2 protein-coding genes and 1 pseudogene are annotated in these 2545 nt (G+C 60.6%); 1 reads left to right on the top strand and 2 read right to left on the bottom strand.

Annotation, left to right across the window (positions count from 1 at the left end; translation table 11 throughout):
- Positions 1 to 165: pseudogene (locus H7C18_RS34535) on the bottom strand (polysaccharide deacetylase family protein); the annotation flags it as partial.
- Positions 166 to 340: 175 nt separating this feature from the next.
- On the opposite strand from H7C18_RS34535, the gene H7C18_RS34530 reads away from it, so the two are divergent.
- On the top strand, positions 341 to 1537 hold the full coding sequence (locus H7C18_RS34530) for an AI-2E family transporter (protein ID WP_185133681.1): 1197 nt from the start codon (positions 341 to 343) through the stop codon (positions 1535 to 1537).
- A gap of 50 nt (positions 1538 to 1587) precedes the next feature.
- Here H7C18_RS34530 and H7C18_RS34525 read toward each other — a convergent pair.
- The coding region (locus H7C18_RS34525; protein WP_273388944.1) for a penicillin-binding transpeptidase domain-containing protein at positions 1588 to 2545 on the bottom strand (958 nt) is incomplete at its 5' end.

Raw genomic sequence — 2545 nt, 5'->3', positions numbered from 1 at the left:
CTGCGGCGTATACAGCGGATCCGGCCCGTCGTCGAAAGTCAGGGCGATCTCCCGCTTCACGCGGCCGCGACGGAAAACGCGGAAGCCGAATACGCGGCTTAGAAAACCCGGAATAAATGCGTAAATCGTCAAAAAATAAAAAATCCACCAAAGGATCCCGCTCATGCCTCTCCCCACCAATGCCTCAATCTGTATGTTTTTGAATCACGGTTTCCGTTCTTCCTATTTTATCATACGTCCCGCAAAAATAGGCGTTCATAAGGCATTCTTTTTCGGAATCGTGTACAATGAAGGAAGATTTATGGCACGATCAATCTTGGCGCCGGGGTGACGTCCATTCATGTTCTCGTTGTATCAGAAATATTGGCGAACGGCCTTCGACATCGGCATCATCGTGTTGACCGTCTGGCTCGTCATGTTCGTTCTCAGCTATCTGTACGGCATCGCCACGCCGGTCTTTCTGTCTTTTCTCATCTACTTGTGCATCGAACCGGTAGCCAAGCGGCTGAACCGGATCGGAATGCGCAAGGCGATCGCTTCGGGCATTGCCGTCCTTCTGTTCATCCTCGTCGTGCTGGGCGTACTGGCCGGCCTCGGGTACGTGTTCTACAACGAAATCATCCAATTAAACGACAAGTTGCCTTATTATCAGCAATTGCTGTCGAAACAAATCGTTTCGATCACCGCCGAGCTTAAGAACCATTCGGACAAGCTTCCCCCCGATTGGACCGAGAGAGCCAACGCTACGATCAATTCGATCACCGATTTCGGGACCAAGCTCGCCCGCACTTTTCTGAACAAGCTGATTACTTGGCTGACTTCGTTCTCTTCGTTCGTGTTCAACTTCAGCATCGCGCTCATTCTGGCCTACTTCCTGAGCGTAGAGATCGACACGTGGCGCAAGTTCGGCCGCGAGCGGTCGCCGAAGACGCTCAAAGCGGCTTTCGACTTCCTGAGAACCAACGTATTCAAAGGCATCGGCGCTTATGTCAAAGCGCAGGCCAAGCTGGTATCCGTCACGTTCCTGGTCATCTTTATCGCTCTCTTGGCGCTCGGCGTGAACAACGCGTTCGCCGTCGCCCTGCTGGCCGGCGTCTTCGACGTGCTGCCCTTGCTGGGCGTGAGTACCTTGTTCATTCCGTGGATCATCTACCTGTTCATCGTGGGGGATACGACGCTCGCCCTCTGCCTGACCGGCCTGCTCGTCCTCGTGACCGTGACGCGCCAGTTCCTGGAGCCGCGCATTACCGGCCAGACGGTAGGCGTCTCGGCTTTCACGATGCTCGCGTTCATGATGATTTCCATGTCGCTGTTCGGCGTTGCGGGGCTCATTCTGGCGCCGATTCTGATGATACTGCTGAAGGCGCTGTACGACCAAGGGTATTTGCAAAAATGGATCCGGCTGCCGAAGGAGGAGTTCACCGTCTCGCCCCTGGCTCCGCAAGGAGCGGCGGACGATCCGGATCTGTTCGCCAGGACGCCGGCAACGCCGGAGACGCCGTCGCCATCGGCTCCGGACAAATTCCGGAGCCTGTAATCACGCGGCGCGGCATCCCTTAAAACGCAAAACAAGCCCCGTCCTCCCGGTTACTTCCGGGAGACGGGGCTTGTTTGGTCTTGCGCCTGCGCTTCCGTCCGCCTAAGCGCCTCCATGACGTCGCCGAAAATGGAAGCGGCCCGGTTGCGCGAGCCTGCGGGCACGTTCTCGATCAGCACCGCGACCGCATATCGGGCCTGGTGTTCGGCCGGTCCGTAGCCGACGAACCAATGGTCGTTGCGCTTCGGACCCGCGCCCGCGAGCTCCGCCGTGCCGGATTTGCCGGCCAGCGGCCACTTCGCGCCGCGCAGCACTCGTTCCGCCGTCCCTTCCAGCACCACCGCCCGCATCGCGCGGCGCAGAGCCGCCGCCGTCGAAGGCCGGATGCTGCCGTAGATAGACGGCGACGCCTGGGATGCCAGCTTCGCGAGCGGCCCTCCGTCGGCATAGCGGATCTCGCTGACGATGCGCGGGGAGAGCACTTGCCCGTCGTGCAGCAGCGTCACCGCGAGATTCGCCGCCTGCAGCGGCGTCATGCGCACGTCCCGCTGGCCGATGCCGGCGCCGGTGCGCACGCCTCCGTCCTTCGCCGCGTTCAAGTCAAGAAACACGGAGCCCGACTGTTCCTCCGGCAGCAGCCGCAGCGGCTTTCCGTCCACGAAGCGGTCGACGTACCAGCCGACCTGGCGCCCGATCCCCATGCGATCGGCAGTCTTCTGCAGCATCGCGGGATTCAGCCGCTCCGCGAGCGCCGCGAACACGACGTTGCACGATTCCGCGTACGCTTCCTCCAACGACAGCTCGCCGTGCCCCTCCGTCCGCCAGCACATCAATCCGTAGCGGCCGTAATGGCCCCCGCACCGGAATTTCTCCCGGAAGCTGGTCACGCCGGCTTCCAGCGCGGCCGCCAGCGTCACCGTCTTGAACACGGAGCCCGGGGGTACGGCGATAAGCGCGTGGTTGCGCTCATCCGCTCCGGGAAGACCGATGCGATCGGGATCGAACGCC

It is taken from the genome of Cohnella zeiphila (assembly GCF_014212055.1).
Classification (GTDB): Bacteria; Bacillota; Bacilli; order Paenibacillales; family Paenibacillaceae; genus Cohnella; species Cohnella zeiphila.
Note: the sequence above shows the minus strand (reverse complement) of the source record. Positions and strands in the feature narration are given on the sequence as shown.

Coding starts and splice junctions, on each gene's coding strand:
- H7C18_RS34530 (WP_185133681.1), top strand. CDS start 341: ATGTTCTCGTTGTATCAGAAATATTGGCGAACGGCCTTCGACATCGGC.